Here is a 25,082-nt window from a genome sequence, read left to right as displayed (position 1 = left end):
ACGGTAGTCCGGATCTTCCACCGCCCGCCTCCGGCGGGCCGCAGCAGGGGAGACCGTACATGGATGTGTCGCGGCGATACCGCGAGTCATGGGAAGGATTCTGGGCGGCGACCTCCGACACGCCGGGCGAGGCGATCTGGGACTCCGACCCGTCGTTCACCTCCGTACCGGACAGCGAACTGCTGCTGCCGTACGCCGACGCCACCCTGCCCGTGGTCGACCTCGGCTGTGGCAACGGCACCCAGACGCGCTATCTGGCCACCCGCTTCGCGCGGGCGATCGGGGTGGATCTCTCGCACGCGGCGATCGAGCACGCGCGGGGCGCCGACACGGCGGGGACCGCGGAGTTCGAGCAGATCGATCTGGTGGACCTCGACGCGGTGCGCGCGCTCCGGGAGCGTACGGGCGACACCAATGTCTATATGCGCGCGGTCATCCACCAGAGCGAGCCCCAGGACCGGCCTGCGGTGGCGGCCGCGGTGGCGGAGCTGCTGGGGGAGCGCGGCCGGGCGTTCGTCGTCGAACTGACCAGCGCCTCCAAGGAGGTCCTCCAGCGGGCCGCGGCGGAGCCGGGAGGCCCGCCCCCCAAGCTGCGGCGGGTCTTCGATCATGGGCTCAAGCCGGCCGGCGCCGGGGACGAGGAAGTGCCCGAGGTGCTGCGCGCGGCGGGGCTGCGGATCCTGGCGGACGGGGACACCGCGCTGGTCCAGACGGAACAGCTGCGGGACGGCACCCGTATCGAGCTGCCGTCCCGGTGGTACGTCCTCGCCCGCGAATGAACCGCGACGCGTGCTGGGCCCCGATTCCCGCCGGGGAGAAGATCGCATGTCGTACGACAGGTGTAATGTCCCGCCGACGGCCATCTCGCACCAGGGAGAACGGAGTACCGGTGAAGATCCTGATCAGCGCCGATATGGAGGGCGCCACTGGGGTGACCTGGCCGGGCGATGTGCTGCCCGGCACGCCGCAGTGGGAACGCTGCCGCTCCCTGTTCACCTCCGATGTCAACGCCGCCGTGCTCGGCTTCCTCGACGGCGGCGCGGACGAGGTGCTGATCAACGAGGCGCACTGGAGCATGCGCAATCTGCTGCTCGAACGGCTCGACGACCGTGCCCAGATGCTGACCGGCCGTCATAAGTCGCTCTCCATGGTCGAGGGCGTCCAGCACGGAGACGTCGACGGCATCGCCTTCGTCGGCTATCACACGGGTGCGGGTACGGAGGGAGTGCTCGCGCACACCTATCTCGCCAACTCCCTCACCGGCGTATGGCTGAACGGCACCCGGGCCAGTGAGGGGCTGCTCAACGCGCATGTGGTCGCGGAGTACGGGGTCCCCGTGGTGCTGGTCACCGGCGACGATCTGACCTGCGTGGACGCGGAGGGCTACGCGCCGGACGCCCGCAAGGTCGCCGTCAAGGACCACGTCTCGCGGTACGCGGCCGTCTGCCGGACGCCGGCCCGTACCGCCGCGGACATCCGCGCCGCCGCCAAGGCGGCCACGGCCCTCGCCGGACGACACGAACCGGCCACCGGCGGTCCGTTCACCGTCGAGATGGAGTTCGACGCCGCCCATCTCTCCGACGTCGCCACGGTCGTACCGGGCGTGGCTCCCAGCGGGGAGCGCAAGGCCGCGTACACCAGCGGGACGATGTATGAGGCCATTCGTACCTTCAAAGCGGTCACCACGATCGTCTCGGCCGCCGTGGAGGAGCAGTATGGCTGATATGACACCCATGGCTGATAAGACCCCCATCGACACCGGTGGTGCCCCTGACGCTGTCGCGCTCGACGAGGTCGTCACGTTCACCTCGGACCTCATCCGTATCGACACCACCAACCGGGGAGGCGGCGACTGCCGCGAGCGTCCGGCGGCCGAATATGTCGCGGAACGGCTCGCCGACGCGGGGATCGAACCCACGCTGCTGGAGCGGACCCCCGGGCGCACCAATGTGGTGGCCAGGATCGAGGGCACCGACCCCTCGGCCGACGCGCTCCTCGTCCATGGCCATCTGGACGTGGTGCCCGCCGAGCCCGCCGACTGGACCGTGCACCCCTTCTCCGGCGAGGTCCGCGACGGCGTGGTGTGGGGGCGCGGCGCGGTCGACATGAAGAACATGGACGCGATGGTGCTGTCGGTCGTCCGCGCCTGGGCCAGGCACGGGATCCGGCCACGCCGGGACATCGTGCTCGCCTACACCGCCGACGAGGAGGCCAGCGCCGAGGACGGCTCCGGATTCCTCGCCGACCAGCACCCGGAGCTGTTCGAGGGGTGTACGGAGGGCATCAGCGAATCCGGGGCCTTCACCTTCCACGCCGGGCACGGCATGGCGCTCTACCCGATCGCCGCCGGAGAACGCGGCACCGGCTGGCTGAAGCTCACCGCCCACGGCAGGGCCGGGCACGGCTCCAAGGTGAACCGCTCCAACGCGGTCAGCAGGCTCGCCGCCGCCATCGCCAGGATCGGCGACCACCCCTGGCCGGTCAGGCTCACCCCGACGGTACGGGCCGCCCTCGCCGAACTCGCCGCGCTCCACGGCATCGACGCGGATCCCTACGCCGAGGACTTCGACACGGACGGGCTGATCGGCAAGCTCGGCCCGGCCGCCGCGCTGGTCGAGGCGACCATAAGGAACAGCGCCAACCCGACCGTCCTGGAAGCCGGTTACAAGGTCAATGTGATCCCGGGGCACGCCGTCGCCTATGTCGACGGGCGCATGGTGCCCGGCGGCGAGGAGGAGTTCCGTACCACCCTGGACCAGCTCACAGGACCGGACGTGGAATGGGAGTTCCACCACCGGGAGGTGGCCCTCCAGTCGCCGGTCGACTCGCCGACATTCGCCAAGCTGCGCGCCGCCGTCGAGCGCTTCGACCCGGCCGGGCATGTGGTGCCGTACTGCATGTCGGGCGGGACCGACGCCAAGCAGTTCTCCCGGCTCGGCATCACCGGCTACGGCTTCTCGCCGCTCAAGCTGCCCCGCGGCTTCGACTACCAGGCGCTCTTCCACGGCGTGGACGAGCGAGTGCCCGTCTCGGCGCTGCACTTCGGCGTCCGTGTCCTCGACCACTATCTGAAGTCCGCTTAGGAGCGTGACCCATGCTGTCCATGGGGGCCTACGGAACGTGGCCGTCACCGATCGACGCGGCGCTGGCCGCCTCGCACGACGGCCGCCCCGAGTATGTGGGGGTGGTCGGCGACGAGGTGTGGTGGACGGAGCCGCGTCCCGCCGAGGCCGGCCGGCGCGCGCTCGTACGGCGGCGGGCCGACGGCACCGAGGAGTCGCCGCTGCCGGCCCCGTGGAACGTCCGCAGCCGGGTCATCGAGTACGGCGGGGTGCCCTGGGCCGGTGCCACCCGCCCCGACGGCGGCCCGCTCATCGTCTTCGTCCACTTCCCGGACCAGCGGCTGTACGCGTACGAGCCGGACGGCGGCGGTGCGCCCCGGCCGCTCACGCCGGTGTCCGCGACCGGCGGCGGACTGCGCTGGGCCGATCCGCGGCTTCTCCTCGACCGCGGTGAGGTCTGGTGTGTGCTGGAGGAGTTCACCGGCGAGGCGCCCACCGACGTACGACGGGTGATCGCGGCCGTCCCGCTCGACGGCTCGGCCGCCGAGGACCGTACGGCCGTACGGGAGCTCACCGACGACCGGCACCGCTTCGTCACCGGGCCCCGGCTCTCGCCCGACGGACGCCGGGCCGCCTGGATCGCCTGGGACCACCCGCGGATGCCCTGGGACGGCACGGTGGTGATGCTCGGCGAGGTGCCGGAGAGCGGCCCCTTCACCGGCGTCAGGGCGGTCGTCGGGGACACCGACGAATCGGTCGCGCAGGTCGACTGGGCGCCGGACGGCTCGCTGCTCTTCGTCTCCGACATCGGCGGCTGGTGGGAGATACAGCGCGTTCGCCCGGAGAACCTGGGGCCGGCCGGAGCGCCGGGCGTCGTCCCGAGCACCGGCCTCTGCCCCGGCCGCGGCGAGGAGTTCGGCGGACCGCTCTGGAAGATCGGCCTCCAGTGGTTCCACCCCATGGAGAACGGGCTGATCGCCGTCATCCACGGCAAGGGCTCCACCACGCTCGGCGTACTCGACCCCGCGACCGGCGAGGTGGTGGACGCCGCCGGACCATGGACCGAGTGGGCCGCCACCCTCGCCGTCCAGGGCGACCGGGTGATCGGCGTCGCGGCCAGTCCGCGCAGCGCGTACGAGATCGTGGAGCTGGACACCGGCACGGGGCACGCCCGGGTGATCGGCGCGGCGCACCGGGACCCGGTGGACCCCGCCTACTACCCGGAGCCCCGGATCCGTACCTTCTCCGGTCCCGACAACCGCGAGATCCACGCCCATATCTATCCGCCGCACAGTCCCGACCACAGCGCGCCCCACGAGGAACTACCGCCCTATGTGGTGTGGGCCCACGGCGGGCCCACCGGCCACGCCCCGCTCGTCCTCGATCTGGAGATCGCCTACTTCACCTCGCGCGGCATCGGTGTCGCCGAGGTCAACTACGGCGGCTCCACCGGCTACGGCAGGGCCTACCGCGACCGGCTGCGCGAGCAGTGGGGCGTGGTCGATGTGGAGGACTGCGCGGCCGTCGCCTCCGCGCTCGCCGCCGAGGGCACCGCCGACCCGTCCCGGCTCGCCGTACGCGGCGGCAGCGCGGGCGGCTGGACCACCGCCGTCTCCCTCACCTCCACCGATGTCTACGCCTGCGGCACCATCAGCTATCCGATCCTCGATCTGCTCGGCTGGGCCACCGACGAGACCCATGACTTCGAGTCCCGGTACCTCGAATCGCTGGTCGGCCCGCTCGCCGAGGTGCCCGGTCGCTACCGGGACCGCTCGCCGCTGCACCACGCCGACCGCGTCAGCGCGCCGTTCCTGCTGTTGCAGGGGCTCGACGATGTGATCTGTCCGCCCGCGCAGTGCGAACGGTTCCTGGACCGGATGGCCGGACGTGGCGTACCGCACGCGTATCTCGCCTTCGAGGGCGAGGGCCACGGCTTCCGCAGGGCCGACACGATGGTCCGCGCGCTGGAGGCCGAACTGTCCCTGTACGCGCAGACCTTCGGCATCGACCGCACCGACATCCCACGGCTGGAGTTCCGCGGATGACGCTCACCCCACTGACCCGGCCGGCGCGACTGCGGGCAGGTGCCCGGGTCGCCGTCGTGGCGCCCAGCGGCCCCGTGCCCGCCGAGCGGCTCGAAGCCGGGCTGGACATCCTGCGCGGCTGGGACCTCGATCCCGTGGTCGCGCCCCATGTCCTGGACGTCCACAGCCGGTTCGGCTATCTCGCCGGACGGGACGAGGACCGCGCCCGCGACCTCCAGGAGGCCTGGTGCGACCCGGCCGTCTCGGCCGTGCTCTGCGCCCGGGGCGGTTACGGGGCCCAGCGCATGGCCGATCTGCTCGACTGGACCGCGATGCGGGCCGCGGGCCCCAAGGTCTTCGTCGGCTACAGCGACATCACCGCGCTGCACGAGGCGTTCGCCCGGCGGCTCGGCCTGGTCACCCTGCACGGTCCGATGACCGCCGCGATGACCTTCCTCAAGGACACCGGGACTCAGGAGTCGCTGCGCGCCACGCTCTTCGAGCCCGAGTCGGTGCGCACCCTCGGCCAGGACACCGCCCGGGGGCTGGTCCCCGGCCGGGCCCCGGGCATCACACTCGGCGGCTGTGTCAGCATGCTCGCCGCCGAGATGTCCACCCCGTACGCGCGCCCCTCGGCGGCCGGCGGGCTGCTGATGATCGAGGACATCGGCGAGGAGCCGTACCGTCTCGACCGTATCCTCACCCAACTGCTGCGCTCCGGATGGCTGGACGGCGTCGCCGGGATCGGCCTCGGCTCCTGGGCGGAGTGCGGACCGTACGAGGACGTCAGAGCGCTGCTGCTCGACCGGCTCGGCGGGCTGGGCGTGCCGGTCGTGGAGGAACTGGGCTTCGGCCACGGCGAGTCGAACCTGACCGTGCCGCTGGGCGTGCCCGCCGTACTGGACGCGGAGAGCGCCACCCTCACCCTGGACGTACCCGCCCTCGTCTGAGTCGGGAGATCGGGCCGGTCCGGGGTGACGGTGGCGGTCGGTGGCGGTCACTCAGTCCCGGTGGCCCTCCGGACCCCGGCCCATGGACTCCGGATGGCTGATCGGGTGGTCGAGCAGGACCTCCTCGGCGATCGCGAAGCCGTGGATGAGCGCCTGGGAATGCGGAGCCAGCGCGACGACGGCGTCCTCCGCCGCGTCGGGCAGCCGTCTCACCTGGTCGGCGGTGAGCCGCCCTTCGGCGAGGAGATCCCCGCTGTGCGCGGCGATCCGGCGCAGCGCGAAGAGCCGGTGCAAGGTGCTCAGGAGATACCGCGCCATCGGCTCGGCGGACTCGTCGTCGGCGGCGGTCAGCAGCGCCTCGGCGGCCCGCCGGTGGGCGTGCGCGTCGACCAGTTCGAGGGCGGGTGTGACCGTCGCGTTCCACCGGTTGAGCGGGTCGCCGGCCTTGCCCGCGCGCAGCCGGGTTCTGGCCCGCTGATGCCAGACGCTCTCGATGTCCGCCAGGAGGTCCTGGAGGAAGGCCGGATCGGTCAGCTCCCGGTCCTCGGGGGCGAGGGCGCTCGGCTCCTTCGGGGTGAAGTGCCCGAGCAGCATCTCCCCGGCCGCCTTGACCCAGATGACCAGGTTGTCGCCCTCCGCGGTGATGGTCCCCTCGTTGGCCGTCAGCTGGCCGGCGATGCCGTTGGCGAGGAACAGCCCCTGGGCGCCGCACCGTTCGCGGCACTCCGTCATGACGGCGCGGGCCCGCCAGGTGATCCAGCCCTTGGCGACGGCTGCCAGACGCTCGCCGTCCTCACGCTCCGCCTCCGTCGCCTCGGTCCACTGCCGTACGGCGGTGCGGTGCAGCAGGGTCGCGGCGTAGGTGGTGGCGAGGGCGTCGAGCAGCGGGGTGTGATGGCTGCGATGGGCGAACAGCGGCACGCTCCCGCCGGCGGTGACACCGGAGGTGTGCCGGGTGTGGGAATGGCGTACGGCGACGGCCAGCGCGTGGCGGGTGACCCCGAGGCTGTAGGCGCTCATGCAGAGCTTGCCGGCGGTGACCCGCCCTATGGAGTGCAGGAAACGCTTGCGGGGGCTGCCGATCGCGCTGCTGAAGACGCCGTCCCGGGTGAGCCGTCCATGGCCGGACTGGAGGAACGCGTCATGGGGCAGCCGGACGTTCTCGAAGGAGGTGACGCAGTGGTCCACCGGGCTGGTGGCCGTCTGCGGCAGCCTGCGTATCTCCACCCCCGGCAGCGGATCCCCGGCGTCGTCGCTGAGCGGGGTGAGGAACAGGAAGACGCCCCGGTCCTTGCCGTCCGTGATCAGCCGGGCCGCGACGACACCGGTCTTGGGGCCGCCGGTGGAGCTGGTGTTCGGCATGAACTTGCCCGCGGCCGGTGACGGTGTGTGCAGGACGAAGCCGCCGGTCGCCGGGTCGAAGGTGGCGGTCGTCTCCATCTGGGAGGCGCTGTTGCCGTGTCCGGCCTCGGTACAGAGGAACGTACCCGTGCGCCGCAGTTCGGTGAAGGCCCGCAGGTCGCGTTCCCCGTCCGGGCTGTGGTCGAGGAGGCTGCCGAGGAAGAGGTTGTAGTGAATGCTCGCCACTGTCGCTAATCCGGCGTCCACCGGGCCGGCCCACTCGTGGAGCGCGCTGAGCCGTTCCACGTCGACGACAAGGTCCTCGGGGCTGTCGATCGTGTCATTGACGAGCCGCAGCCGCTCATAGGACAGCGCGGCACGCTCCCGCGGTGTCAGCCCCTCACGGAAACGGAACGGCCCGGTACTGAAGAGTTTTCGCCACGGCTGGTGGATCTCTTCGAACCGTTCGCCGAAGAGGGCCCTGGTCAGCGCGGCGACGGCCGGGGAGTTCTGGACAGGAGGAAGGGGAGAAGCGGAAGTCACCATAGTCACAGGGCGGAACGCTAACCCAGCGAACAGTCACGTCCGATGTGATGATCAACACGCAGGGCCGGGGCGCCGGGAACGTTTGGTGGACCCGTCTCCGAGCCACCATGATCGTCCGAGTCACGCTCACGTTAGGCTGGCGCGATGCCCGACCTTCCCGAACGGCTCGCCGAAGGATCCCGCACGTTCGTCCGCGCGTACCGGCACGAGGACGCCGACGAGTTCACGGCGCGTGCCCGCGAGAGCCGGGAGCTGCACGGCCCCTGGCTGTTCCCGCCCACCGACGCGGCGGGGTACGCCGCCTACGCGGGCCGGTTCACCGAGGACCCCACGAGGGAGGGCTATCTCGTCTGCGCCCGGGAGGACGGCGGGATCGCGGGCTTCGTCAATATCAACAACATCGTCCACGGCGCGTTCCGGAGCGGCGCGATCGGATACGGCGCCTTCGCGCACGCCGCGGGCCGGGGCCTGATGACGGAAGGGCTCGGGCTGGTCGTACGGCACGCGTTCGGCCCGCTGGGGCTGCACCGGCTGGAGGCCAATGTGCGGCCCACGAACACGGCGTCCCTCGCGCTCGTCAGGCGCGCGGGCTTCCGGCTGGAGGGCTACTCGCCGGACTTCCTCCATATCGACGGCGCGTGGCGCGACCACGAACGCTGGGCGATCACCGCGGAGATGGTGGACCGGGACCCGTCCCGCCCGGCACGCACGGTCACCGGGTAGGCCCGCCGAGCGGCCGTCCGGCGGCCCGCCGTCCCGCCGTTCTCGCTGTCCGCGAACTCAATTGAGGATCGACCCCACGGCGGTGAGGATGGTGCGCATGCGGAATATCGTGGTGATCGACGCGCCCTCCAACCTGGGGCTGCGGCCCCCGGCCCCCGGTGTCGTGCCGGGCTGCTACAAACTCGCCGGCGCCCTGCGCGAGCAGCGGATCGTCCAGCGGCTCGGCGCGTTCGAGGGCGGGGTCGTCGTGCCGCCGCGCTACGACCGCGGCGACTGGCAGGAGGGTGACGGAGTCTTCAACGCGGCGGCGATCGCCGCGTACACGCCCCGGCTCGCCGACCGGATCGAACACCATGTCAGGGCCGGGGACTTCCCGCTCGTGCTGGGCGGCGACTGCTCCATCCAGCTGGGCGCCTCGCTCGCGCTGCGCCGCATGGGACGGTACGGGCTCGCCGCCATCGACGGCTCGGCCGACTTCCGGCACGCGGGCAACTCCGACAACATCGGCGCGGCGGGCGGTGAGGAACTGGCGATCGGCACCGGCCGGGGCCAGCGGGATCTGAGTGACCTGGAGGGACTGCGCCCGTATCTGCGGGACGAGGACGTACGGCTCTTCGGGATCCGGGACTACGACGAGGACCGCGAGGAGCTGGCCCGGCTGCGGATCCCCACCGTGACGGTCGGCGAACTACGGGAGTGGGGCGCGGCCGAGCTGGCCGGAGCCGTGCTCCAGACGCTGGAGACGCCGGTCACCGACGGGTTCTGGGTCCATCTGGACGCGGATGTGCTCGACCCCGAGGTGATGCCCGCGGTCGACAGCCCGGACGCCGGTGGCCTGCTGCCGGACGAACTCTCCGTACTGCTGCGGACCTTGGTGAGCTCCGAGCGCTGTGTCGGTCTCAACGTCACCATCTACGACCCGGACCTCGACCCGGACGGGACGGCGGGGGCGCTGCTCGCCGATCTGGTGGTGGGGGCTTTCACCGGCGAGGGGCCCCCGGCCGTCGGCTGACCGGCCGGGCTGACCGGCCCGCGTGATCAGCCCTGTCGACCGGCCAGGTGGATCAGCCCGCCGGCTCAGCCCGGTGTCGGGACGGCTTTGCGGTCGACGTACTCGAAGACCGAGCCGTCGGGGTGCAGGGCGATCACATTGCGCCCCACGGGCGTCGGCACCGGGCCCGCGACGATATGCGCCCCGACGCCGGTGAGGACGGTGATCGCCTCGTCGACGTCCTTGACCGCGATCGTCGCCGTGACCTTGCGCAGGACATCGATTTCCGACGCGGGGCCGGACATGAGGAGAAAGCAGCCGACGGCGGCGACGGAGACCCCACCGCGCTCGAAGCGGAGCGCGGGGCTTCCGGTGAGGCGTTCGTAGAACACCACCGAGGTCTCCAGGTCGTCGACGCAGATGCGCAACGTGGTTCCCAGGATTTCCATGGGCATCAGGGTAGTTGGCCCGGCCGGGACACGTGATCGATTCGGGCGGCCGGGGGTGGGCGCGTGCGTCCCCGGCTCGGGTGTCCCGGGCCGGGTGTCCCGGGCCGGGTGTCGCGGGCGTACCGGATTCATACCCGGCAGATGATCTCCCCGTGCGGGACCATGAACCAGCCGTCCTCGGCGGCGCCCCACTCCCGCCACGCCCCGGCGATCCCGGCCAGCCGCTCCTGTGTCGTATGACCGCCGTCGACCGCCAGCGCGGCATAGCCGGAGGCGGTCGTGCGCTCCGCCCACAGCCCGCCCCACCACGCGCGCTCGTCGGGGGTGGCGAAGCACCAGGTGGTGGCGGTCGAGGTGATGTCGGTGAAACCGGCCCGCCGCGCCCAGGACAGCAGCCGCCGCCCGGCGTCCGGCTCACCGCCGTTGGCGCGCGCCACCCGGCGGTAGAGCTCCTGCCAGCCGTCCAGCGCCGGTACGTCGGGGAACCAGGTGAACGAGCCGTAGTCCGCGTCGCGCGCCGCCACGATCCCACCGGGCCGGCACACCCGGCGCAGCTCCCTCAGCGCCTGTACGGGATCGCCCACATGCTGGAGGACCTGATGGGCGTGGACGATGTCGAAGGAGTCGTCGGGGAAGTCCAGGGCGTGGACATCGGCGACCGCGAAGCGGACATTGTCCCTGCCGGCGGAGGCCGTCGCCTCCCGCGCCCTGCCGAGGACGTCCTCGGCGGCGTCGACGGCCGTGACCGTGCCCGGGGCGACGAGCCCGGCCAGATCGGCGGTGATGGTCCCGGGGCCGCAGCCGACATCCAGCAGGTCCTGGCCCGGCCGCAGTTCGGCGAGGAGGTACGCGGCGGAGTTGGCGGCGGTGCGCCAGCGGTGCGAGCGCAGTACCGACTCGTGATGCCCATGGGTGTAGACCGCGGTCTCCTTCGGCATGGCGGGCTCCCTCTCGTGACGTGGTACCGCCACCGTACGCCGTGATGTCGCATGATGAGACCCGCGTCTTGCTATGCGGACAGTGCGGACATGCTCAGGTCCGCCCCGATCCGGCGACCGATTCCACCGGCCGTACCGCGAGTCCGTCGATCACTGTCGTCGGCGGGCCGCCCCCGGAGAGCAGCAGGGCGGTGATCGCGTCGGCGGGGCCCTCCGTGAAGTGCACCTGGCCGAGCGGCAGCGGCACCACCGTGGGCGACGCCACGGGCGGGATGCCGAGCAGCTCGCCCAGCCAGGCCGCCGAGGCGCGCGGATCGGGGGTCTCGACCAGGATCCCGGCGAGGTCGTGCGGGCCCCGGTTGACCCGGCCCGCGCTGTACTTGGCCAGAATCGTCTGCCGGTCGGGCTCGTAGGTCACGAAGAACGGCGCCCAGGGCGGGCCGTCCGTCAGTAGCGCCTCGCGGAACGAGACGGGGGAGCCCTCGCGGGCGAAGGTCAGCAGCTCCACCCCGTGCCCCCGCGCGCGCAGCCGCTCCGCCGTGTCGCCCGCGTCGGTGACATGGACGCAGAACGTGAGCGCGCCGCCGCCGCGCGCGACGAGTTCGTCGGCCCGGGGCTGCCAACTCCTCATGGCCTTGCCGTAGGGCGAGTCGAGGAAGACCAGGCGGTTGACGATGCTCGACAGCTCGATATAGCGGGTGTCCAGCCGCCAGGCGCCGTTGCGATAGCCCAGATACTCCGGGTTGGCGTGGGCGGGCAGTCCGGCTTCGGTATAGCGCCGGACCGTGGCCTCGACGTCCGGTACGCAGTGCACCAGATGGTCGAACTCCGGCTGCTCGTCACCGGGCTGTTCGAACTCCGTTGATTCGATGGCGGATTGCGCTCTCAACACTGCCTCCCAGGTCGGTTAGGCGAGCCTAACCTTTCCAGGCTTCCCGGGTGAGTTCATACGCCACATCGCCCGTCCACCGGGATTCCGGGGCCATGACCCGTGGTCCCGTTGGAGCGGCCGGCTACAGCAGTGCCTTCGGCCGGTAGACCGTCAGCGCCTCCGCCGCCTTGTCCAGTGTCAATTCCCTGGGGGCCTCGGCCACTTCACCATCGAACGCGAGCGGCGTACCGGGCGCGATCCGGGCGATCCGGACCCGCCGCATCCGCTCCGCCGCGTGCACCGGCGAACGGCTCAGCGGCCCGGCGAGCGCGGCGGCGAGCAGCCGGAGCCCCGGGGCCCTGCCGCCGTGGACGATCCGTACGTCCAGCAGACCGTCGGCCAGATCGAGCCGGTGGCCGGGGGTCGGTCCCACCGGCTGGTAGATGCCGTTCCCCGCGAACAGCAGCCACAGCGCCCGGTGCCTGCCCTCGAACTCGGCCTCCAGCTGGTGTTCACCGCGCAGCACCTTCAGCGCGGCGAGGATTCCGGCGGGCCAGTCGCCGACGCGCGGCGCCCAGCGCTCCCGCACCCGTACCAGCTCCGGGTAGACGCCCAGGCTGAAGGTGTTGAGGAAGTGCCCCGTCGCCGCCCCGCCGGGCCCGGGGGTGAAGCGCCCCAGGTCGACCCGTACGGCGTCGCCCGCCGTCAGCGCCCGGCAGGTGTCCTGGACGCTCTCGATGCCCAGGTCGTACGCGAAGTGATTGAGCGTGCCGCCGGGGAAGACGGCCAGCGGCAGTCCGTGCCGTACGGCGAACGCCGCCGCCCGGTTGACCGTGCCGTCGCCGCCGAGGACACCGAGGGCCACACAGCGGTCCGCCGCCTTCGCCAGCTCCGTGTCCACCGTGTCCGGAGCGCACTCCACGATGTCCGCGTGCGGCAGCGCGTCCCGGACCAGTGCGGCGCTGTCCGACGATCCCGAGGCCAGGTTGACCACGACCACCAGACCGCGGCCGCCGGGCAGCTCGGGTGCCGCGGCGTACGGACGTCCCGGCGAGGGCAGTTGGGAACGGGTCGGCACGATCCCGCGTACCGCGAGGGCCGCCCCCACCCCGAGCGCGGCGCCCACCAGCACATCGCTCGGATAATGCACCCCCGTATAGACCCGGGAGAGGGCCACGGCGGCGGCCACCGGCGCCACGACGGCGCCCCAGCCCTTCGACTCCAGCGCGACCCCGGTCGCGAAGGCGGCGGCCGAGGCCGCGTGCCCGGAGGGGAAGGAGGTGGTGAACGGCTGGTGTTTCAGCCGCCGTATCACCGGGACGACATCGAGCAGCGGCCGCTGCCGGCGTACCGCCCGCTTGCCCACGGTGTTGATGGTGGCCGAGGCGAGCGCCAGCGACACCGCGCCCCGCAGGGCCGCCCGGCGCGAGCGCGCCCCGCGCCCCAGCACGGCGATGCCCGCGGCGGCGCCGAACCAGAGCAGTCCGTGGTTGGCGGACCGGCTCAGCCGGGGCAGTACCGGGCCCGCGCCCGGCCAGCGCCGGTCGGCGACGGAACGGAAGACCCGCTCGTCCCAGTTGTCGAGCAGCGCCGTGATCCGGGCACGGGTGCCCGGGGCGGCCTGGCCGTAGCTCCCAGAGGTCTCTGACATGGAACGCGGGTACCCCGCGAGCGGTCGCCTCAAGCAGCCCGTCCGGGGGAGCGGGCCGAACGGCCCCGGAGCGTCCGGCCGGACGGAGCCCGGAGAGCGGTGTATGTCAAACCTCCGTATAAAGGGTCAGAGCAAGGGACCCCGGCGGACGGCGACTGCGGGAGGTGACGGTATGCGGCGGACGGCTCCCGAGGGCCGGGGCTCCGTACGGTTCGGCCCGCCCGCCCCCGACGCGGGGCTGCCCGCGCTGCCCGAGCTGGTCGTCGAGTGCGCGGGCGCGGCGGGACACACCGCGCCGCAGCCGCCCGGCGGTGACGCGGTCCTGCGGGAGGCGGCGGCCGGCTACTGGTCGCGGCGCGGCCTGCGCACCCTTCCCCACGACATGGTCGCCGCGCCCGCCGCGCAACCCCTGCTGTTCGCGCTGCTCGCCGCGTACGACGGGGACGTCCTGATGCCCCGGCCGTGCCCCGCCTCCTGGACCCCGCAGACCCGGCTGCTCGGCAGGCCCGCCTACCATGTGCCGGCCGCGGCGGACGCGGGCGGCGTACCCGACCCGTTCGCCCTGCTGGAGACGGTACGGCGGGTACGGGCCGAGGGCGGCCGGCCACGGGTGCTGCTGCTCTCCGTCGCCGACGACCCGACCGCCGCGGTCGCCCCGCCGGAACTGGTCCGTGAGGCCTGTGAGGCCGCGGTCGGCGAGGGGCTGCATATCGTCAGCGACGAGACCTGGCGCGACACCCTGCACCGGCCGCACGAGACGGTGTTGCTCAGCCCGGCCGAGATGTGGCCCGACGAGGTCGTCGTCCTCTCCGACCTGGCGGGCGCGCTGCTCCCGGCCGCCTGGCCGATGGCCGTCGCCCGCTACCCGGCCGCCGACGCCGGAATCGCGCTGCGCGCCAGGACGCTCGACATCCTCACCGCGCTCGGGGCGCTGGTCGCGGGGCCCGTCGCCGCTGCCGCCGCCCACGCGCTCGACGAGCCGGACGCCGTCACGGCCAGGACGCGGGCCACCGCCGCGCTGCACGGGCAACTGGCCGCCGCCGCCCACCAGGTGGTCCTCGCCTCCGGGGCCCTCGCCGTGGTGCCGCGGGCGGGCCGGCATCTCTACGCCGACCTCGGACCGCTGCGCGGACAGCTGGCCCGGCTGGGTGTCACCGACTCCATGGAGCTGGAGAACCATCTGAGCCGTCGCCTGGAGGTGCCCGTACCGGGCGGCCACCGGTTCGGGGACGAACTGGGGGCGCTGCGCGTACGGTTGCCGACGGGACCGCTGCTCGGGGCGACTCCGGAACAGCGGCTGAAGTCCCTCACCGCGGCGGCGCCGCTGGAACTGCCGCATGTCGTACGGGCGCTGGACCATTTCGTGGCGGTCTTCGACGAACTGCGCTGAGGGGACCAGGACGAGGCGGACCGGGACGAGCGGGTCGGGGGCCGGCTCGGACCCCCGCGCCCGCCGAGTCGGACACGACCTAGGTCGGCCTGCCCTCCGAGTCCGGGCTCCCGGGGCTCTCCGGGCGGCCCGGCCCGCGCAGTCTGCGCCAGAGCGCCGGGGCGCCGCTGAGCAGCAGCGTCAGCACCACCGCGGCGAGCACCCCCTCCCAGGCCTCGTCGAAGAGCGAGCCGCCGAGCACCCCGATCAGCTGGTACGTCGCCGCCCAGGCCAGACAGGCCGGCACATCGCCCCGCGCGAACCGGCGCAGCGGCCACTCCGCGAGCAGACAGGCCAGCATCACCGGAATCCGTCCGGCGGGCACCAGCCGGGAGAGCACCAGCACCGTCACGCCGTGCTCGCGCAGCTTCGTCTGCGCCTGCTCAAGCCGTTCGGGCGGGGCGTGTCTGCGTATCGCCGCCAGCCAGCGCGACCCGTTCCTGGAGCCGACACCGCGCCGCCCCAGCCAGTAGAGGGATATGTCACCGAGGAAGGCCGCGCACGACGCCACCAGGAAGACATAGAGCATGGCGAGCGGCGCGGTCTGATGGAAGGCCACCACCGCCGCCGAACTCACCACCGCCCCCGTCGGTACGACCGGCACCAGCGCGCCCAGCGCCACCAGCAGAAAGACGGACGGATAGCCGACGGCCTGCTGCGTCGACTCGGGCGGCAGCTCCGCGAGCTGTGTGAGGAGCCGGTCGATCACAGGCCGGCCTCCGGCCGGGCGCTCTCGCCGTGGCGCAGCAGATGGACGGTGACCTTCGGCGCGAGCCGCGCCGCGTGCCGTACGAACTCGTCGCCCGGCGCGTAGAACTCGTGGGGGCGGACCCCGTCCAGACCGATCGGCCAGTACGTACCGAAATGCACCGGTACCGCCGCGCTCGGCGCCAGCTCGGCCAGCGCCCGCGCCGCCCGGCCGGCGTCCAGATGCTCGGGCCCCAGATGCGGCCCCCAGCCGCCCACCGGCAGCAGCGCCACATCCACCGGGCCCACGGCGTCCGCCATGTCGTCGAAGAGTCCGGTGTCCCCGGCGAAATACGTCCGTGAGGCGCCGCTGATCACAAAGCCCAGAGCGGGGGAGCGGTGCGGTCCGACCGGCAGCCGCCGTCCGTCGTGGCGCGCGGGGACGGCCCGTACCCGCAGCGCCCCGATCTCCACCTCGTCGCCAGGCGCAACCTCGGTGATCCGCAGTCCCGAGGGGTTTCTGCGGGCGTCCAGCCTGCGCAGCCCCGGCACCGACCGCCCGGCACCGCGCGGCACGATCAGCCGGGTGCCGGGCGCGAGCCTGGTCAGCGAGCGCAGATGGAGATGGTCGGAGTGCAGATGCGAGACGAGCACGGCATCGGCGACGGACGCCTCGGGCGGCGGTACCGGACCGCGCCGGCGGCGCAGATGGGCCAGCCGGCGGACGAAGACCGGATCGGTCAGCACCCGTACCCCGGAGTCCTCGACCGTGCAGGTGGCATGACCCCACCAGGTGATGACAGTTCCCAACCCGACCTCAGCTCCGTCCGCCCATGGACCGCGCTCCCGCCCCGGGCCCGTCCCGGGCCTGTCGTTCGGATCAGGCCCAGGTGCTCAGCGTACGGCGGATACCCGCGCGGGCGGAGCCGGATGCGCTGGTCGCGCGCCGTTGACCGCCGGGCACGCGCCTGCCTCGCGGGGGCGCGCGCCGAGTAGGGTCTGCGGACGGAGACGAGTGCCGGGGAGCGGGGGCAGGCATGCGTGAGGTACGAGTGGCCGTGATCGCCAGCCTGACGCCGCTGGAGGAGCTGGACAGCGACCCCTTCCTCGTGGACACCCGTGGCCAGCACACGATGTGCGCGCGCTGGGCCGAGGACAAGGGGTACCTCGTCAGCCGGCTGCTGCTCCTGTACGGGCTGCGCCCCGACCACTGCGGACTGTGGGCGGATGTCGAGGCGGGTCTGGTGGATCTTTTCGTCGCGGCGAACGAGCGTGTTCTCGAACGGGCGTTCCGTTCGGTACCCGCCTTCGCCGCGGAGTGCGCGCGCAGAGGCGTGCCGCTGGAGACCGTCGGACTCGACGAACCGCTGTACGACGCCGCCATGAAGGCCGATGTCCATCGCAGGCTCTCGATGCCGACGGCGGGGTACGACGGCTGCTGACCCGCCGTGAGACCTCCGATACCCCGCGTGAATCCGGGGCTCTCTGTGCGACGCTGGGCCGACGGCCTGATCCGACGGACGGGCCCGAGCCCGTGAGTGCGTACGGGCCTGGACGTGAGGTGACGGAGCGACGTGTTCAAGGGGCGGTGGCGTACGACAGGCGGAGCCCTGCTGCGGGTGATCATCGTATGGGCGGTTTCCACGCTCACGATGCTCGCGCTGGCCGGGATCCTGCCGGACTTCAAGCTTCAGTCGGACAACCAGGACAGCATCACCAGGATCGCGCTCACCGCGGCCTGGGGCGCGGGTGCGTTCGGGCTGCTCAGCGCGTTGGTCTGGCCCCTGCTCGTACGCGCCCTGCTGCTCGTCCCCGCGCTGGTCCTCGGTCTGCTGGTGTTCTTCCTCAACGGCTCGCTGCTGTGGATCGCGCTGCGGCTCATCCCCGACGGGCGCGGGGCGGCCAATCCGGAGACGGCCGTGGTGGTCGCGGCCGTGATGTCCGCCGTGGCCTCCGCGACCTCGACGGCGCTCGCGGTCGGCGACGACGACGCCTACCGGCGCCGGCTCTCCCGTCTCGCGGACCGGCGACGGCGCAGGAGCGGCGAGGACGGCGGGCGCGGCGGACCGCCCGGGACGATGTTCCTGCAACTCGACGGGGTCGGGCACCAGGTGCTGCTGGACGCGGTCGCCGCCGGGGTGATGCCGCATGTCGCCGGCTGGCTGGGCGTGCCGCCACCGGACCCGGACGGCGGGTGCGCCACGCAGACCGGCCCGGCGCGCGCCCCGGCTGCGATATCTCCGGACGGCCTGACGGCCGGCCCGCCCGAGAGTCCCCGGCCGACCCACCGGCTCACGCCCTGGCGCACCGACTGGTCCAGCCAGACGGGCGCCAGTCAGCTCGGCATCCTGCACGGCTCCAACCACGATGTCCCCGCCTTCCGCTGGTACGAGAAGGACACCGGCCGGATCATGGTCAGCAACCGGCCCGCCAGCGCCGCCGAACTCCAGCGCCGTGCCATCGGCCGCACCAACGACGGGGGCCTGCTCACCCTCGACGGCGCCAGCCGCGGCAATCTCTTCAGCGGCGGCGCCGACCAACTCGCGCTGGTGCTGTCGATCGCCGCGCGGCGCGGCAGGGCCAACCGCTCCCGCGCCGGCTACTTCGCCTACTTCTCCGACCCCGCCAACGCCGTTCGTACGGCGGTCTCGTTCGTCGCCGATGTCGGCCGCGAGATCGGTGAATCGACCCGGGCGCGGCTGCGCGGCGACCGGCCGCGGGTCGGCCGGGGCGGGCTCTACCCGTTCATCCGGGCCTTCGCGACCGTCGTCGAGCGCGATGTGGTGGTCACGGCCGTGATCGGCGACATGCTGGCCGGGCGCACCGCCGTCTACGCCGACCTCGTCGCGTACGACGAGGTGGCCCACCACTCGGGACCGCACAGCCGGGACGCCGAGCGGGTCCTCGCCCGGCTCGACCGCTCGGTCGGACTGATCGCCAGGGCCGCCGAGCACGCACCCCGTACGTACCGGATCGTGCTGCTCTCCGACCACGGGCAGAGCCCCGGCGAGACCTTCGAGAGCGCGTACGGACTCACCCTCAAGGACCTCGTCAGGGCCGGCTGCGGACTGCCCGTGTCGCGCCGGGCCGAGCGTACGAAGAGCGGCGCGGAGGCGCGTGAGGCGGCCAGGCACGCCGTCCGCGGCGCGCTGCACCGGCCGGAGCCCGAGGGCGCGGGCGAGGAACCCGCGCACGGCTCCGACCCGGTCGTGCTCGCGTCCGGGAACCTCGGTCTGATCTCGTTCCCCGATGTGCCGGAGCGGATGAGCCGCGAGCAGATCGACCGGCGCCATCCCGCGCTGCTGCGAACCCTCGCCAGCCATCCGGGGATCGGCTTCCTGCTGGTACGGAGCGAGGAACACGGATCGGTGGTGCTCGGCCCCGGTGGGGCGGAGGTGCCGGTCGACGCGCTCGACGACAGCGGTCCGCTCGCCGGCATGGGTCCCGGCGCGGCCGACGCCGTACGGCGCACCGACTCCTTCCCGCATGTCGCCGACATCATGGTCAACTCGATGTACGACCCGGCGACGGGCCGCGTGCACGCCTTCGAGGAACAGATCGGCTCGCACGGCGGGCTCGGCGGCGAGCAGTCGCGGCCCTTCCTGCTGTCACCGCTGGTGCTCTCCGCGCCGGTCCCCGACAGCGGTGAACTCGTGGGCGCCGAGCGGGTGCACCGGGTGCTCAGACGGTGGCTGAGGGAGGGCAGCGGACCGCAGGTACCGCTGGGAACGGTGTCCCTCTCCGTGGCGAAAGCGCGCTCCGACGAGGCACGAACCGCCGAGGAGGAGCGGGACTCGGCGTAGGTCGCGTCCCCCGTGTGAGCGGTTTCCGCCGGTAGCAGGACGGCGCGCGTGTGTTTCTGGGCAGAGGTGCGTTGTCCAGGAGGTCGTGCCCATGAAGCGTGCCACGTCCGTTCCCACCCGCGCCGCGGCTGCCCGCGCCGCCGCCGCGCGCCGGGCCGCCCTGGTGGCGGTGCTGGTGCTGATCGCCTTCCTGGGCATGTCGATCGCGCCGTCCTCGGCGGCGATGCGGGACGCCGAGTCCCTGCCGCCCGCGTCCGGTTCCCGGGACCCGGCGGGTGAGGGACACCAGGACACCGCCGAGTCCGAGCAGTCCGCCCCGGCCAGGAACGAGCGGACGGGCAGGGAGCCCCAACAGCCCCTGACCCAGAGCGGACTGATCGGTGAGCGGGTACCGGTTCCCTACGCCGGACGGTGCGCCCCGGTCTGGCCGCCGCGCACTCCGGTCATCACGCGCTGTGTGGTGCTGCGCTGCTGACAGGTCCGGCCCTTCAGTGCCTCGCGGGGCCCTGAAGTGCCTTTCGGACCAGAGCAGTCGCATTCATCAGCACCTTCTCACCGTGAGGACACAGCCATGCCGCTTGACCCCTTCGCCGCGCTCAACGCCATGATCCGCGCCGAGGCCGCGCGCTCCGACGCGTCGAACCTCCGTCGACGGGCCCCGAGTCCGGGCGGTGGTTCGGACGACTCCGGGTGGGACTCCGAACCCATCGCCACCGCCGACCGGCGCCTCGCCGAGCGGCGTTCCCTCGACCCGCGCCCGGTCGGCCGACGTGCCAAGGACGAGGAACGAGGTGAGCGCGGTACCGTTCAGTAATATCTCCCGCGCCCTCGCGCGCTGTTGACGACGGCCGGCCGCCACCGCGCGGCCGGCCGTCCGGCGCTCCCGTCACGCTCTCGTCAGACGACGGTCACCCGGTGGCGTACCACGGCGTTGAACAGATACCCCTGTGTGTTGTGGACGGCCACCTCGGGCTGGACCTGACCCGAGCTGTCCGTCGCGCGCGCCAGCAGCAGGGCCGGGCCCGGACCGCCCGGTGTCCACTCGGCGGACCAGCGGACCCAACTGCCACGCCGGGGCGCGTCGTGCAGACGCGCGCGCCTCCAGTGTGTCCCGCCGTCGGTACTGATCTCCACCGACCGTACCGGCGCGCCGCCCGACCAGGACCGCCCGGTCAGCACGTGCGGCCGATGGGCGGCGACGGTGGCGCCGTCCGCGAGTTCGAAGGCGCTCTTCAGGGTCTGCCGGGTCAGCGGCGCACTGCCCTCGGGCGGATAGCCGGCGCCGAACAACCGGTAGAGCGTGGTGTTCCAGGGGCTGTACAACGGCTCGGCGCTCACCTCGATGTCACCGAGCCACTTGATGTTCGCGATGCCCACCCAGGACGGGACGATCAGCCGGACCGGATACCCGTGGTCGGGCGGCAGCGGCTCGCCGTTCAGCTCGTACGCGAGCAGTACGTCGTCCAGCGCCTTCGCCACCGGCAGCGGCCGGCGTACCCGCCCCAGATTCGTTCCCTCGCTGATGACCTCGTCGTCCAGCCCGCGCGGCAGGATGTCGACGGCGTCGGGGCTCAGGTCCGCGCGGCGCAGCACCTCGGCGAGCCGCACCCCGCGCCACCGCCCGACCCCGATGGCGCCCAGTGTCCAGGCCGTACCCGACACCGGCTGGTTCTGCTGGGTGGCGTAGTGGCTGCGACCGTTGCCCGCGCACTCGATGAACGCGGTACGGGTCACGGAGGGGAGCGCGCGCAGCTCGTCGTAGCCGAAGTCCACCGCGCCGCCGCGCAGTCCGCTTCCCCAGATCCTCAATGTCCAGCCGGCGGCGTCGATCCGGGGTGTGACGGTGTGGTTGCGGACGAAGAAATGGCTCGCGGGTGTGAGTGGTCCGGTGGTGCGCAGCGCCGCGAAGTTGGTCTCGGCGTTGGTGCCCCGGATGGTGAACACCTCGGACGGCAGCGGCTTCACGATGCCAGGGGCCGCGCCGGGTGCCGCGGGCGCCGCCGGGTTCGCGGGGTTCGCGGGCGCACGCGAGGCGGCCCGCGCCGTGCCGGGCGCCGCCGCGGCGAGCGGTCCGGCGGCAGCGGCCGTCGCGAACAGCCGTAACAGATCCCTGCGTTCGACCCCGGCTGAGCGGGCGAGACCGCGCCGCCACTGGCGCAGCCGCGTTCGGTCGTACGCGGATTCATCGGATTCGGTGGATTCGGATTCGGTGGATTCGGGGGGAGGAACGGGTGCCACGGACATGCCGGGAGAGTCGCAGCGGCCCAAATGCCCCGTCAACCACGGTGCGGGGTATTTCATCCCGTCGCAACAACCGCCCCCTCCACGGGGCCGGAAAATTCTCCGATCAACTGCGTGACCTTTTGAGCTGCTCAACAGATGAACGGGATGGAAAGTACCGCTGTTCGAGGGACACGAGGGTGAGGAGCCAACGATGAACGGCACGACGAGGACCATCTCCCGGTGGGCGGTCGGCATCGCGGCGACGGCGGTGGTGACGGGGGTGCCCGTGGGCGCGGCGAGCGCGGACGAGACACATCACAACTCGCACAACGGGTCGCGGTTCACACTGATCAACACCGGCCAGATCGACGACCCGATGGAGGATGTGCTGGAGCACACGCTGCTGTTGGGCGACGGCTACCGCTGGGACTGACCCACCGGGGCCGGCCCCCGGCACGGCCGCCGGGCGCGGAGGGTCGCCGGCACCCTCCCCGCCCGGCGGCGCGGACTCAGCGGACCGGAGCCCCCGGGCCGAGCGGAATGCCCACCGCCCACCAGACGAGGAACAGCAGGGTCCACGCGACCGTCATGGTCAGGGCCAGCGGCAGCGTGTACGAGGCCAGGGTGCCGATCCCCGCGCTCTTGCGGTAGCGCTGGAGGAAGCCGAGCGCCATCACGAAGTACGGGCTCATCGGGGTGATGGCGGTCGATCCCGAGTCGGCGATCCGGAACAGCGCCTGGGTCGTCTCGGCCGGCACGCTCACCAGCATCAGCATCGGCACCAGAACGGGCGCGCACATCGCCCACATCGCCGACCCGCTGGTCACCATGACATTGACCAGCGTCAGCAGGACGAGGATCAGCAGGAACACCAGGACGATCGGCATCCCGCTCTGCTCCAGCGCCTCCGCCGCCCTGACCGCGAGGACATCACCGATATGCGTCCAGTCGAAGTACGCCAGGAACTGGGCGATCGCGAAGAACAGCACCAGCACCGGCGCCATCTGCATGATGCCCCGGCCCATCAGCCTCGGTATGTCACCGGCCGACGTGACCGAGCCCGAGCGGTATCCGTACACGATGCCCACCAGTCCGAAGACCAGCGCGACGACCGCCGCGATGCCGTCCAGGAACGGCGACTCCACGATGCTGCCGCCCTCACCGCGCAGCGGTGACGACGGGGGCACCATGACGGCGACGAGCACCACGAGCGCCGCCAGCAGGGCGAGTACGGCCGCGCGCAGCGCCGAGCGTTCCCGCGCGCTGAGGGTGAGCGTGCCCAGGTCCTCCAGATCGGCGTCCGGATCCGCGTCGAGATCGGGCCGCTTGCTCAGCACGAACTTCGTCACCAGCGTGATGACGAGGGCCAGCAGCAAGGACGAGGCGATATTGAAGAACCAGTTGCTCAGCGGCGACACATACGCGTCCTCACCGCCCACGATCCGCGCCGCCGCGGTGGTGATCCCGGCGAAGATGGCGTCGTTGGGCGTGGGGACGGGGCTCGCGTCGTACCCCGAGGCTATGGAGGTGTACGCGACGACGACACCGAGGATCGGGGAGCGCCCCACGGCCCGGAAGGCCAGCCCGCCCAGCGGTACGAGGATGATGTACGCGGCGGCCGAGGCGACATGGGAGACGGTGCCGGCGAAGGCGACGGCGAACACCACCCAGGAGGCGGGTACCCGCGAGACACCGACCCGCATCAGCGCCGCGAGGAAGCCGGTGCGCTCGGCCACCGCGACGCCCATGATCACCACGACGATGGTGGCCATCGGCGGGAAGGTCGCGAAGTTCTCGATCATCGTCGAGACGGCCATGGCGAGCCCGTCACCGCTGAGCAGATTCTGCACCGTGACGGTCTTGTGGTCGCTGGGGGAGACGACGGAGACATCGGCGGCGGCCAGTATCGCGCTGATGACCGCGAGCAGGCCGGAGAGGATCCAGAACAGCCAGAACGGGTGCGGCAGCGCGTTGCCGGCCCGCTCGATGACGGCCATCGCGCGGACGATGCGCGGGAGTCGGGTCCCCTCGTCGGACCCTGCGCCGCGCGCGTCGGGTGGTGGGGACGGTCTGTCCGGTGGTGCGGGTGTCGGCGTGGTCATGGGAGCGGGCTCCTTGCTCGGTTCCTGCGATCGGCGGGGACGGGGGCGGCGCGGGTCTCAGTGACGGGGGGACGCGGGGGTACGGAACGGGCGCAGGAACTGCCACATGACCTCGTGCGCCTCGATGGTCTGGGTGGTGTAGCCGCCGCCGCTGTAGCTGTCGGCGCCGGGCCAGGTGTGTCCGCCGTCGGTGACCGCGACATGCCGTACCTCGGCCCCGCGGTCGCAGCCGCGCCAGCGGGAGACGGTGATGTCGGGCTCGGTCACCCGGTCATGGGCGCGCGCGTCGCAGCCGTTCCGCTCGGCCCACTGGGCCACCCAGTCCTGGATGGCGGGGAGTCCGCGGTCGGCGTCCCCGGCGTACGGGATGGTGACATCACCCGTGCCGTGGAAATCGATGACGGGCACCGGACGGGACGGCTCGCACGGCTCACCGGTGGGATAGAGGGCGGCGGCGACGGGCGCGATGGCGGCGATCCGGTCCGCCATGCGGCAGGCGAGCAGGGTGGAGACGAACCCCGCCCCGTTGGACTTCCCGGTGGCGTACACCCGTCGCTCGTCCACGCAGAGGGTGGACTCCAGCCGGTCGAGGAGGTCTTCGGTGAACCGGACGTCGTCCACCCCCGCCGCCGCGTACGGCGCGCCCTGCCACGCCTGGCGGTCGCCGTCACCGGTGCCGATGACCCCGTTGGGGTAGACCACGACGGCCGGCAGGGCGGAGAGCTTGGAGAACTCCTCGGTCCCCGCACCGGTGTTGCCCCGGCCGTGGAAGGCGAGGACGACCGGCCAGTCGCGCTTCTTCGCGTAGCCGTCCGGGAGATGGAGCTGATACGTCCGCTCCCGGCCGTCGCTGCTGATCGTGTGCGCCGCGCTGGTGCCGGACGGCTGAGGGGCGGGCAGCCGGCAGGCGGCCTTGGACGCGCCGCGCGGATCGGGGGCGGCGGCCGCGGTCGCGGTCGTCGCTCCGGTCGCCGTGAGGCACAGGACGAGGCCCACGGCGGCGGTCGCCATCCGCTGGAGGGAGTTCATGACAGGCTCCTTCTGCCGGACGCCTGGGGCGGACGGCTCACTGGATTTCGGCAGGGGTGCCCCGTGCGGCGGGGCGGGGGTCGCGGCTCGGACGCGCGACGCGTGGACACCTGAGGTGTGGGGGCACCTGGGGTGCGTTATGGGACGCGTACCGCGTGCGGCGTGAGGGTTGACGAGGAGCGCTCACGCGCGGGGGCGGTACGCGAGGGGTGTCGTACGGACCCGGCGGTGCGGGCGGGTGCTGCCTACGGCACCACGCGCGC

The 25,082-nt window shown here is 72.5% G+C and carries 23 protein-coding genes; 13 read left to right on the top strand and 10 right to left on the bottom strand.

Features of this window, described 5'->3' with window-relative positions:
• The first annotated feature begins 59 nt into the window (after positions 1 to 59).
• From M1203_RS01770 to M1203_RS01750, 5 genes are all read left to right on the top strand, one after another.
• Positions 60 to 779 (top strand): class I SAM-dependent methyltransferase, encoded by a 720-nt coding sequence (locus tag M1203_RS01770; protein WP_249947642.1) that lies wholly within the window; start codon positions 60 to 62, stop codon positions 777 to 779.
• 110 nt (positions 780 to 889) lie between these two features.
• Positions 890 to 1,723: a M55 family metallopeptidase gene (locus M1203_RS01765; protein WP_249947641.1), complete on the top strand. Its 834-nt coding sequence runs from the start codon at positions 890 to 892 to the stop codon at positions 1,721 to 1,723.
• A gap of 10 nt (positions 1,724 to 1,733) precedes the next feature.
• Positions 1,734 to 3,083 carry a M20/M25/M40 family metallo-hydrolase gene (locus M1203_RS01760; RefSeq protein ID WP_249947640.1) on the top strand — a complete coding sequence of 450 codons (1,350 nt, stop codon included), beginning with the start codon at positions 1,734 to 1,736 and terminating at the stop codon, positions 3,081 to 3,083.
• An 11-nt stretch (positions 3,084 to 3,094) separates the two neighbouring features.
• Positions 3,095 to 5,107, top strand: coding sequence for a prolyl oligopeptidase family serine peptidase (locus M1203_RS01755; protein ID WP_249947639.1), 2,013 nt, complete (start codon positions 3,095 to 3,097; stop codon positions 5,105 to 5,107).
• Positions 5,104 to 6,036: an LD-carboxypeptidase gene (locus M1203_RS01750; RefSeq protein WP_249947638.1), complete on the top strand. Its 933-nt coding sequence runs from the start codon at positions 5,104 to 5,106 to the stop codon at positions 6,034 to 6,036. The genes M1203_RS01755 and M1203_RS01750 overlap by 4 nt, the downstream gene beginning before the upstream one ends.
• 51 nt (positions 6,037 to 6,087) lie before the next feature.
• Here the strand turns inward: M1203_RS01750 and M1203_RS01745 are convergent, their stop codons facing one another.
• Entirely contained in the window at positions 6,088 to 7,923 is a 1,836-nt protein-coding gene (locus M1203_RS01745; RefSeq protein WP_249947911.1) for an acyl-CoA dehydrogenase, read from the bottom strand.
• A 144-nt stretch (positions 7,924 to 8,067) separates the two neighbouring features.
• On the opposite strand from M1203_RS01745, the gene M1203_RS01740 reads away from it, so the two are divergent.
• Both M1203_RS01740 and M1203_RS01735 read left to right on the top strand, forming a co-directional pair.
• Positions 8,068 to 8,646 (top strand): GNAT family N-acetyltransferase, encoded by a 579-nt coding sequence (locus tag M1203_RS01740; protein ID WP_249947637.1) that lies wholly within the window; start codon positions 8,068 to 8,070, stop codon positions 8,644 to 8,646.
• A 97-nt stretch (positions 8,647 to 8,743) separates the two neighbouring features.
• A complete protein-coding gene (locus M1203_RS01735; protein WP_249947636.1) occupies positions 8,744 to 9,658 on the top strand; it encodes an arginase family protein in 915 nt (304 codons plus the stop codon).
• Between the two features lie 65 nt (positions 9,659 to 9,723).
• On the opposite strand, the gene M1203_RS01730 is transcribed toward M1203_RS01735, so the two are convergent.
• The 4 genes from M1203_RS01730 to M1203_RS01715 all read right to left on the bottom strand — a co-directional run bounded on the left by M1203_RS01730 (position 9,724) and on the right by M1203_RS01715 (position 13,546).
• Positions 9,724 to 10,086: a VOC family protein gene (locus M1203_RS01730; protein ID WP_249947635.1), complete on the bottom strand. Its 363-nt coding sequence runs from the start codon at positions 10,084 to 10,086 to the stop codon at positions 9,724 to 9,726.
• Positions 10,087 to 10,214: 128 nt separating this feature from the next.
• Positions 10,215 to 11,024 carry a methyltransferase domain-containing protein gene (locus M1203_RS01725; RefSeq protein ID WP_249947634.1) on the bottom strand — a complete coding sequence of 270 codons (810 nt, stop codon included), beginning with the start codon at positions 11,022 to 11,024 and terminating at the stop codon, positions 10,215 to 10,217.
• Between the two features lie 94 nt (positions 11,025 to 11,118).
• A complete protein-coding gene (locus tag M1203_RS01720) occupies positions 11,119 to 11,913 on the bottom strand; it encodes a VOC family protein (protein ID WP_249947633.1) in 795 nt (264 codons plus the stop codon).
• 124 nt (positions 11,914 to 12,037) lie between these two features.
• A complete protein-coding gene (locus M1203_RS01715) occupies positions 12,038 to 13,546 on the bottom strand; it encodes a bifunctional phosphatase PAP2/diacylglycerol kinase family protein (protein WP_249947632.1) in 1,509 nt (502 codons plus the stop codon).
• Positions 13,547 to 13,718: 172 nt separating this feature from the next.
• Between M1203_RS01715 and M1203_RS01710 the strand changes: the two genes are divergently transcribed.
• Positions 13,719 to 14,936, top strand: coding sequence for an aminotransferase class I/II-fold pyridoxal phosphate-dependent enzyme (locus M1203_RS01710; RefSeq protein WP_249947631.1), 1,218 nt, complete (start codon positions 13,719 to 13,721; stop codon positions 14,934 to 14,936).
• Between the two features lie 79 nt (positions 14,937 to 15,015).
• Here M1203_RS01710 and M1203_RS01705 read toward each other — a convergent pair whose 3' ends face one another.
• Together M1203_RS01705 and M1203_RS01700 are read right to left on the bottom strand one after the other, a co-directional pair.
• The gene (locus tag M1203_RS01705) at positions 15,016 to 15,681 is read right to left on the bottom strand and encodes a VTT domain-containing protein (protein WP_249947910.1); all 666 of its coding nucleotides are present in this window, start codon (positions 15,679 to 15,681) and stop codon (positions 15,016 to 15,018) included.
• Complete coding sequence (locus M1203_RS01700; RefSeq protein ID WP_249947630.1) at positions 15,681 to 16,472, bottom strand: MBL fold metallo-hydrolase; 792 nt, start codon at positions 16,470 to 16,472, stop codon at positions 15,681 to 15,683. Before M1203_RS01700 ends, M1203_RS01705 begins: the two co-directional genes overlap by 1 nt.
• A 227-nt stretch (positions 16,473 to 16,699) precedes the next feature.
• On the opposite strand from M1203_RS01700, the gene M1203_RS01695 reads away from it, so the two are divergent.
• The 4 genes from M1203_RS01695 to M1203_RS01680 all read left to right on the top strand — a co-directional run bounded on the left by M1203_RS01695 (position 16,700) and on the right by M1203_RS01680 (position 20,279).
• On the top strand, positions 16,700 to 17,104 hold the full coding sequence (locus M1203_RS01695) for a hypothetical protein (protein ID WP_249947629.1): 405 nt from the start codon (positions 16,700 to 16,702) through the stop codon (positions 17,102 to 17,104).
• 132 nt (positions 17,105 to 17,236) lie between these two features.
• The gene (locus tag M1203_RS01690) at positions 17,237 to 19,465 is read left to right on the top strand and encodes a phage holin family protein (protein WP_249947628.1); all 2,229 of its coding nucleotides are present in this window, start codon (positions 17,237 to 17,239) and stop codon (positions 19,463 to 19,465) included.
• Positions 19,466 to 19,556: 91 nt separating this feature from the next.
• A complete protein-coding gene (locus M1203_RS01685; RefSeq protein WP_249947627.1) occupies positions 19,557 to 19,940 on the top strand; it encodes a hypothetical protein in 384 nt (127 codons plus the stop codon).
• Between the two features lie 96 nt (positions 19,941 to 20,036).
• On the top strand, positions 20,037 to 20,279 hold the full coding sequence (locus M1203_RS01680) for a hypothetical protein (RefSeq protein WP_249947626.1): 243 nt from the start codon (positions 20,037 to 20,039) through the stop codon (positions 20,277 to 20,279).
• Between the two features lie 83 nt (positions 20,280 to 20,362).
• On the opposite strand, the gene M1203_RS01675 is transcribed toward M1203_RS01680, so the two are convergent.
• Positions 20,363 to 21,709 (bottom strand): sulfite oxidase, encoded by a 1,347-nt coding sequence (locus M1203_RS01675; RefSeq protein ID WP_249947625.1) that lies wholly within the window; start codon positions 21,707 to 21,709, stop codon positions 20,363 to 20,365.
• 190 nt (positions 21,710 to 21,899) lie between these two features.
• Here M1203_RS01675 and M1203_RS01670 point away from each other — a divergent pair, with 190 nt between their 5' ends.
• On the top strand, positions 21,900 to 22,121 hold the full coding sequence (locus tag M1203_RS01670) for a hypothetical protein (protein WP_249947624.1): 222 nt from the start codon (positions 21,900 to 21,902) through the stop codon (positions 22,119 to 22,121).
• A 76-nt stretch (positions 22,122 to 22,197) separates the two neighbouring features.
• Here the strand turns inward: M1203_RS01670 and M1203_RS01665 are convergent, their stop codons facing one another.
• Both M1203_RS01665 and M1203_RS01660 read right to left on the bottom strand, forming a co-directional pair.
• Positions 22,198 to 23,790 (bottom strand): AbgT family transporter, encoded by a 1,593-nt coding sequence (locus tag M1203_RS01665; protein WP_249947623.1) that lies wholly within the window; start codon positions 23,788 to 23,790, stop codon positions 22,198 to 22,200.
• A 57-nt stretch (positions 23,791 to 23,847) separates the two neighbouring features.
• The gene (locus M1203_RS01660; RefSeq protein ID WP_249947622.1) at positions 23,848 to 24,819 is read right to left on the bottom strand and encodes a PHB depolymerase family esterase; all 972 of its coding nucleotides are present in this window, start codon (positions 24,817 to 24,819) and stop codon (positions 23,848 to 23,850) included.
• Between the last annotated feature and the right edge of the window lie 263 nt (positions 24,820 to 25,082).

Source organism: Streptomyces sp. 35G-GA-8, from assembly GCF_023534745.1.
Classification (GTDB): Bacteria; Actinomycetota; Actinomycetes; order Streptomycetales; family Streptomycetaceae; genus Streptomyces.
This window is presented reverse-complemented; position numbering and strand designations above follow the sequence as displayed.

Bases quoted from the DNA above. Each gene is read 5' to 3' on its own strand.
- M1203_RS01710 (WP_249947631.1), top strand. From the start codon at position 13,719: ATGCGGCGGACGGCTCCCGAGGGCCGGGGCTCCGTACGGTTCGGCCCG.
- M1203_RS01740 (WP_249947637.1), top strand. From the start codon at position 8,068: ATGCCCGACCTTCCCGAACGGCTCGCCGAAGGATCCCGCACGTTCGTC.
- M1203_RS01670 (WP_249947624.1), top strand. From the start codon at position 21,900: ATGAACGGCACGACGAGGACCATCTCCCGGTGGGCGGTCGGCATCGCG.
- M1203_RS01685 (WP_249947627.1), top strand. From the start codon at position 19,557: ATGAAGCGTGCCACGTCCGTTCCCACCCGCGCCGCGGCTGCCCGCGCC.
- M1203_RS01725 (WP_249947634.1), bottom strand. From the start codon at position 11,024: ATGCCGAAGGAGACCGCGGTCTACACCCATGGGCATCACGAGTCGGTA.
- M1203_RS01760 (WP_249947640.1), top strand. From the start codon at position 1,734: ATGGCTGATAAGACCCCCATCGACACCGGTGGTGCCCCTGACGCTGTC.
- M1203_RS01730 (WP_249947635.1), bottom strand. From the start codon at position 10,086: ATGGAAATCCTGGGAACCACGTTGCGCATCTGCGTCGACGACCTGGAG.
- M1203_RS01680 (WP_249947626.1), top strand. From the start codon at position 20,037: ATGCCGCTTGACCCCTTCGCCGCGCTCAACGCCATGATCCGCGCCGAG.
- M1203_RS01660 (WP_249947622.1), bottom strand. From the start codon at position 24,819: ATGAACTCCCTCCAGCGGATGGCGACCGCCGCCGTGGGCCTCGTCCTG.
- M1203_RS01735 (WP_249947636.1), top strand. From the start codon at position 8,744: ATGCGGAATATCGTGGTGATCGACGCGCCCTCCAACCTGGGGCTGCGG.
- M1203_RS01665 (WP_249947623.1), bottom strand. From the start codon at position 23,790: ATGACCACGCCGACACCCGCACCACCGGACAGACCGTCCCCACCACCC.
- M1203_RS01695 (WP_249947629.1), top strand. From the start codon at position 16,700: ATGCGTGAGGTACGAGTGGCCGTGATCGCCAGCCTGACGCCGCTGGAG.
- M1203_RS01675 (WP_249947625.1), bottom strand. From the start codon at position 21,709: ATGTCCGTGGCACCCGTTCCTCCCCCCGAATCCACCGAATCCGAATCC.
- M1203_RS01745 (WP_249947911.1), bottom strand. From the start codon at position 7,923: ATGGTGACTTCCGCTTCTCCCCTTCCTCCTGTCCAGAACTCCCCGGCC.
- M1203_RS01715 (WP_249947632.1), bottom strand. From the start codon at position 13,546: ATGTCAGAGACCTCTGGGAGCTACGGCCAGGCCGCCCCGGGCACCCGT.
- M1203_RS01770 (WP_249947642.1), top strand. From the start codon at position 60: ATGGATGTGTCGCGGCGATACCGCGAGTCATGGGAAGGATTCTGGGCG.
- M1203_RS01755 (WP_249947639.1), top strand. From the start codon at position 3,095: ATGCTGTCCATGGGGGCCTACGGAACGTGGCCGTCACCGATCGACGCG.
- M1203_RS01750 (WP_249947638.1), top strand. From the start codon at position 5,104: ATGACGCTCACCCCACTGACCCGGCCGGCGCGACTGCGGGCAGGTGCC.